At 46.5% G+C, this 6,358-nt stretch carries 9 protein-coding genes; 5 read left to right on the top strand and 4 right to left on the bottom strand.

Features of this window, described 5'->3' with window-relative positions; all coding sequences use genetic code 11:
- Positions 1–146: 146 nt before the first annotated feature.
- Together AB1611_21325 and fusA are read right to left on the bottom strand one after the other, a co-directional pair.
- The gene (locus tag AB1611_21325; protein MEW6382125.1) at positions 147–857 is read right to left on the bottom strand and encodes a hypothetical protein; all 711 of its coding nucleotides are present in this window, start codon (positions 855–857) and stop codon (positions 147–149) included.
- A gap of 133 nt (positions 858–990) precedes the next feature.
- Positions 991–3,075, bottom strand: coding sequence for an elongation factor G (gene fusA, locus AB1611_21320; protein ID MEW6382124.1), 2,085 nt, complete (start codon positions 3,073–3,075; stop codon positions 991–993).
- 496 nt (positions 3,076–3,571) lie between these two features.
- On the opposite strand from fusA, the gene AB1611_21315 reads away from it, so the two are divergent.
- A complete protein-coding gene (locus tag AB1611_21315; protein ID MEW6382123.1) occupies positions 3,572–3,766 on the top strand; it encodes a hypothetical protein in 195 nt (64 codons plus the stop codon).
- Here the strand turns inward: AB1611_21315 and AB1611_21310 are convergent.
- Together AB1611_21310 and AB1611_21305 are read right to left on the bottom strand one after the other, a co-directional pair.
- Complete coding sequence (locus AB1611_21310; protein ID MEW6382122.1) at positions 3,763–3,960, bottom strand: hypothetical protein; 198 nt, start codon at positions 3,958–3,960, stop codon at positions 3,763–3,765. The genes AB1611_21315 and AB1611_21310 overlap by 4 nt on opposite strands.
- Positions 3,957–4,151 (bottom strand): helix-turn-helix domain-containing protein, encoded by a 195-nt coding sequence (locus AB1611_21305; GenBank protein ID MEW6382121.1) that lies wholly within the window; start codon positions 4,149–4,151, stop codon positions 3,957–3,959. The genes AB1611_21310 and AB1611_21305 overlap by 4 nt, the downstream gene beginning before the upstream one ends.
- A 178-nt stretch (positions 4,152–4,329) precedes the next feature.
- Between AB1611_21305 and AB1611_21300 the strand changes: the two genes are divergently transcribed.
- The 4 genes from AB1611_21300 to AB1611_21285 all read left to right on the top strand — a co-directional run bounded on the left by AB1611_21300 (position 4,330) and on the right by AB1611_21285 (position 6,221).
- The gene (locus AB1611_21300; GenBank protein ID MEW6382120.1) at positions 4,330–4,848 is read left to right on the top strand and encodes a hypothetical protein; all 519 of its coding nucleotides are present in this window, start codon (positions 4,330–4,332) and stop codon (positions 4,846–4,848) included.
- Between the two features lie 29 nt (positions 4,849–4,877).
- Positions 4,878–5,000, top strand: a complete 123-nt coding sequence (locus AB1611_21295) for a DUF433 domain-containing protein (protein MEW6382119.1) — start codon at positions 4,878–4,880, stop codon at positions 4,998–5,000.
- Between the two features lie 69 nt (positions 5,001–5,069).
- Positions 5,070–5,234 (top strand): hypothetical protein, encoded by a 165-nt coding sequence (locus AB1611_21290; protein MEW6382118.1) that lies wholly within the window; start codon positions 5,070–5,072, stop codon positions 5,232–5,234.
- A 675-nt stretch (positions 5,235–5,909) separates the two neighbouring features.
- Positions 5,910–6,221, top strand: a complete 312-nt coding sequence (locus tag AB1611_21285) for a hypothetical protein (GenBank protein MEW6382117.1) — start codon at positions 5,910–5,912, stop codon at positions 6,219–6,221.
- The last annotated feature ends 137 nt before the right edge of the window (positions 6,222–6,358 follow it).

Raw genomic sequence — 6,358 nt, 5'->3', positions numbered from 1 at the left:
CCTGGAAGCAAGCAAAAAGTAAAAAGGCACAAGGAGGAACTTGTTTTACTTTTACTTTTCAATGATATCCTCTGCGTCTCAGCGTCTCTGCGGGAGAATTACTAATTCTTATGTAAGTGCCATTCTACTTAGCTCCATCCCCGGCATCACGTATACCGGGTCTTCACCAGCAGGGTCCTGGGGTCCAGCTTGACATGCAGCGCGGAAGGGTTCAGGTTATCATGATCCTTCAGCAGCCTCAAGAAGATGGCATCCTTCACCGGGTCCAGGGCGACGATAACACCCAGCAGTTCCTCGAACTGGCTGTAGGGGGCAGGAATGCCGTGTTCATTCAGGACCTGGCCTTCTCTATGGGTCCGGGCTGAAAACCATATCTCAACGCTGAACTCTTCGGCAATCTTTTTAAATGACTCTACCTCAGCCCTGGTAGCATGTTCGAAGTCAAAACCATCGACAATAATCACCTGAGGAGTAAATCCTCCCTGCTGCAGGATGGTCTGGATAGAGGATCTCATCTTATCCGCGGAAAATGTATGGTTCATGTAACTCATAATAATGAGGTTTCTTTCAATCTTTTCCCGAAGCTCATTGGCGTTGTCAAGGTGAAAGGACTCGACCAGATTGCTGGTGATTTCATCATACCAGGCCCTGACCTTATCCACGCTCTTCTCAACTCCAAAGTGGAGCACCTTGTTTCCCCTCACAATGTCATCCAGCGAGAGATAAACAAGGCAGGCTGTTTTTCCGACGCCGGCCCGGGCCATAAAAATCCCGATGTTACCCTTTCCCAATCCGCCGCGAATCGACTTTTCAAAAATCCGAAATGGGCTTTTTTGTTCCATTTCACTCAGAATCATGGACTCTCCTTTCCTAATGAAATCCCCTCTTTCTCTCCTCTACTCGATGGGAGGCGGGGGACTTTCAAATAAAACATGAGGAGAAAACAAATGGTGCAAATCTTGTAAACTCAAGGATCATGTGGTTACCTGGTTATTTCTTTTTCTTTAAGTTTTTCTCCTGATACTTCTTCTTGAGCTCCTCGGCAATACTCTGGGGAACGGGGCTGTACTTGCAAAATTCCATGGTAAATTCCGCTTTTCCTTGAGTTCCGGAACGCAAAGCGGTCGAATAGCCGAACATCTCGGCCAGGGGCACCTCGGCTTCCACCACGCTGTGGAATCCGTCTTCAGAAGTACTGATAATGATTCCCCGGCGCTGGTTCAATCCTCCGATGATTGCTCCCTGAAACTCGGAAGGTCCCTCGACCGATACCTTCATGATCGGCTCCTGAATGATCGGGTGGGCTTTTTCATACGCCTGCCAGAAAGCGCCCTGGGCAGCCTGTTGAAAAGCGATATCCGACGAGTCAACCGGGTGATAGGCCCCATCATCGATCGTAACCTGCACGCCGGTGATCGGAAAACCGATCAGCCTTCCCTTTTTCAGGCAGGACTGGAAGCCTTTGTCACAGGAAGGGATAAAATCTCTCGGGATCGCTCCGCCGACAATCTTGTCAATAAAGGTATAATTCTCTTCAGAAGGTTCCAGAAACCCGGCCACTCGCCCGTATTGGCCTGCTCCACCGGTCTGCTTCTTATGGGTGTAGTTGAATTCCGCTTTTTGGGAGATGGTTTCCCGGTAGGCGACCTCGGGCATGCCCGTTTCAACCTCAGCGGAATATTCCCGGCGCATCCGCTCGACATAAACGTCCAGGTGTAATTCTCCCATACCGCAGATAATGGTTTCATCCGTTTCCGGATCAATATAGGAGCGGAATGTAGGGTCCTCTTTGGTAAACCGGTTCAAAGCCTTGGACATGCTGATCTGGGATTTGTTGTCCTTGGGAACGATCTTTAATTTGATGACCGGCTCCGGCACATGCATTGAAGTCATGGAGTAATGGATCCCCTCGGCGGTAAAGGTATCACCGGAAGCACAATCAATGCCGAACAGCGCGACGATATCCCCTCCCATGCTTTCCTCGATATCTTCCATCTGGTCCGCATGCATACGGACAAGCCTGCCTACTTTGATCTTCTTTCCCGTGCGGGAATTGACCAGGGTGTCTCCCTTTTTCAGGCTCCCCTGATATACCCGGATATAGGTCAATTGCCCGTACCTTCCCTCCTCCAGCTTAAAAGCCAGGGCAACGAGGGGCTTGTCAGGATCGGGCTGGAGGGTCACATTCCCTCCGCTGTTGCCAAGGTCAATGGCCTCATTGTGAATGTCGGCAGGATTGGGGAGATATTTAAGCACTGCATCCAGCAGGGGTTGAACCCCTTTGTTTTTATAGGCTGAGCCCATAAATACCGGCGTCAGTTTCAGGGCCAGGGTTCCTTTCCTGATCGCATTGGCGATCAGGTCCTCGGTTACCTGCCCCTCCAGGATAGCCTCGGTCAATTCATCACAGAAGAGCGAGGCTGCATCCAGCATCTCCTCACGCTTGGCTTCAGCCAGCTCCCGACATTCATCCGGGATCTCGCCGGTGCGGATAATTTCTCCCTGGACGCCGTCAAAATAGATCGCCGTCATGCTGATCAGATCCACCACTCCCTGAAAGTTCTGCTCCATGCCGATTGGAATCTGCATGGCAACGGCGTTGAGATTCAGCTTGTCCCGCAACTGGTCGACCACGCGAAGAGGATTGGCTCCGGACCGGTCGCATTTATTGACGAAAGCCAGCCGGGGAACTTTGTAACGGCTCATCTGACGGTCAACAGTAATGGACTGGGATTGCACTCCGCCGACACCACAGAGCACCAGAATCGCCCCGTCCAGGACCCGAAGGGCACGCTCTACCTCGATGGTAAAATCCACGTGTCCAGGGGTGTCGATAATGTTAATAAAATGGTCTCCCCAGTTACAGAAGGTAGCTGCAGAGGCGATCGTTATTCCCCGCTCTCTTTCCAGCTCCATAGAGTCCATCGTAGCTCCAACGCCGTCTTTTCCCTTAACCTCATGAATGGCATGGATCCTTTTGGTGTAAAAAAGGATTCGTTCGGTGAGGGTAGTCTTCCCCGAGTCAATATGCGCACTGATTCCAATGTTGCGAACTTTGGTTAAATCTTTTATCATGTTATTCTCAAATCCTCCAGATTGTAGTATCCTCGCTCAGAGTGATGTCGATTGATGACGATTTCGATTTATGTTATGTATGGAGTAATTTTCAGACTGCTGCTGGAAAATACAACCACAAAGATTACTGATTCAAGGAAATAAAAAAAGCCCACCAGGAAGATAACTGCCCGAATACCCGGTGAGAGCACGTGATGCCTTTTTCGGTCATTGAAGATACGAAAAAGGGTATCTCTTCATAAATTATGTATATGAGCGAGTATTTCTCTTAGCGGTACCCCTCATGATACCATCAATTCGGGTAAAAGGCAATCCCCCAACCTGCTCATTCCAGGGACACCATTTGACCATAACGGCCAAGTCTGCGGGCTCGGTGGACGAGATCGGACCGGAGCCGATATTCAAGATAAGACTATGCGTTTTTCTGTTTGGATAATTCAAGCATCTGCCTGCTCAGTTCCATAAGCACTTGCATAACGGTATCCATCCTCTGGCCTTGCACATCAATCTTCTGGCCCAGACTATCAATTCTCTGGTTTACCTGTCCGATTTCCTGCCTGACTTGGCTTATCTGAGTATCGATCTTTTGACCGAGGATATCTATCCTCTGATTGGTCTGTCCGATTTCCTGTCTTACCTGTCCGATCTGGTTATCAATCTTCTGATCGAGAGTATCTATCCTCTGGTTTAATTGAGCCCCTTGGCTATCAACCTTTTGGCCCAGGATATCGATGCGTTGATTGAAATATCGGGATGATTCCTCATGCTTACACCGAAGGCAGTGTAGATGTCATTCAGAGTAACCCGCTTAATTGATTTACTTGCTGCCATTATTGGCCCTGCTATCTTCCCCATACCTTCTTTGATATCCTCTTTGACATTCATTTTATGGCCGCCTTGAGTGGTTCATTTTCTCCGCGAAGATACTTGTCTAATTCCTCCTGTAAAAAGCGGTACTCTCGACCTACCTTATTGGCTTTTAATCTGCCTTCATGGACCATTTTTAAAATAGTCACCCTGGTAGTTCGTAAATATTCCATTGCTTCTGTAGTGGTTAAGACCTTTTGGTTTGTCATTGCATTCCTCTTGAATCAGGTTTAGATATCTTTAATATACCATGATTACCTATAATAGATTATAACCATCTTATCGTCATCGTCAAGCAAAAATTTCAACATTCTAGTATAATCTGAAAATTTTCGACATTAAATTTGATTATTAACCTTAAACAAGATTAATAATGCGAATTAAGGGTTGAATAGATCCATTGTTTCTCCTCCGATAAGGGGCAATGCCATTAACTCTTTTAATGACTGGGAACCCTCGATCAATGCTCAAGGGTATGCAGTCTGGCGTGGATATGACGGCAGTGATTGTGAGATATACCTGTATAATGGTACCGGAACCATCCAGCTTACCAATAATTCCTTTGATGACGAACAGCCCCGGATCAATGCTCAAGGGTATGTGGTCTGGTATGGACACGATGGCCATGATAACGAGATATTCTTGTATAATGGCAGCAGAACCATCCAGCTTACCGATAACTCCTCCGATGATTTGACTCCGAATATCAACAACAATGGATACGTGGTCTGGCAGAGCTCATCCGGCACGGACCGGGAAATATTTCTGGCAGGCCGGGTTCAATCGATGTCTGTACCGATATCATCCCAGCCTGTTCTGATATTCCTGCTGGCTGCGGAAATTATCGGAGTTATGGTAGGGATAAGGAGAAAATGCAGAGGGAACGAATCGGCAGGAATCGATTAATAAATTTTTCTGAGAATGAGATATGAACCTTGGAGCAAATTTTAAAAGCGCTCGCCAGAGGGGTTACAACCAATGAATTGCTTGAGGATTATCCTGAGTTAGAGTACGCAGATATTCAGGCGGCTTTGCTCTATGCTATTGATCCCGACTAGATGTTCCCCGTCTTGTATGGGAGCCTTCCTTTACTCTCCTCCCCCTTGAGGGGGGGCTGGGTGGGGGTTATGGTTATTTTCACCCTCCTCGTTGACCAAAGGAAAATGGGGAATATCTGGTGGCAGATGCTGGCCGGGACAAATCGGATTTTGGCCTTAATCGGCCAAAAAGTTGGCCGAACGGCCAAGATCTTGGCCGATGAGCAAAACATAGGCAAAATCAATTGGTTATAGATTAAAAAATAGCTTGTAACTCTATTTTCGGCCAAAAAGTTGGCCGGATCCACTTCCAAGGGATTGCTGAGTCCATAAGCAATAACAGGCTGAAAAATAAGGGAAAATAATGCTTGTATTTTTATTTTTCATTTATGGCCTCAAACTTGCATTATTATATTTCATAACATCGAATGTAAACCATAAATTTTTCAATTTCCTCTGGACTTATGGCAAACTGACCAAGTGTCTATCCGCTCGTGATGCTCATGCCCATTGACATTGGGCTCAAGGTAGTGCTTTTCTCCCTTGCCCCTTCGGGGGTGGAGGGGTGGTAGAGAGCCCCTGTGGCAGGTGAGGGGCGCTAGGGGTTATAGTAATCCCTAACTCAACAACATCATAGCAAAAGGAGGTGATAGCGATAAGATAAAATATTTTCCAACAGTCTGCCGGAAAGAGAAAACCTTCCGGGCAATGATCTTCATTTCGGCCATTGAGGTGTTGCCGAAGTAAGGATTAAAACCCGAATTTCTTCACCGGCAGACTCCTGTGGTTTTGCGGGTTAAAGTAAGTTTGCTGGACATTTAAAACTATCTGGACATTTAAAACTATAAGGAAGGTAAAATCAAAAAGTTAGAGGACAGGGGACATAAAGTCATTTATAGGTCTAAATATGCCCCGCTGGTATTTGTAAATATGCCTCTTGATGATGTAAGGCAAATAGAGCCGGATATAAATGTTAACAGTATTTATTCATCAGAGGTGATGGAACCGGCATTGAATAAGTCTGCGCTTACAGTCAAAGCAAATGTTGCCTGGAGTAATGGTTATACAGGGTGTTGTGAAGAATATTTTAATTATTTTCCCAAAATAGCGGTAGTAGATAGGACAGGAGTAGATGAAGATCATACCTACCTTGGAACAATTGAATACTTTGATCCTAATAACAAAAATGAGGGTGACAGTGATACATGCCATGCTACCTGGGTAATGGGTGTAATAGCCTAGTACAAGATCAGATGTTAAAGGAATTGCTTATGGTGCTTGCACACCTCTACTGAGCGGGAATGCGGGTAGTCTTGATGATCCCAACATCGTTGCAGCTACAGATTGGGCAATAACAAGATTAGCTACCGTGATAAATT

The sequence above is a fragment of the bacterium genome, from assembly GCA_040755755.1.
Taxonomy (GTDB): Bacteria; SZUA-182; SZUA-182; order DTGQ01; family DTGQ01; genus DTGQ01.
Note: the sequence above shows the minus strand (reverse complement) of the source record. Positions and strands in the feature narration are given on the sequence as shown.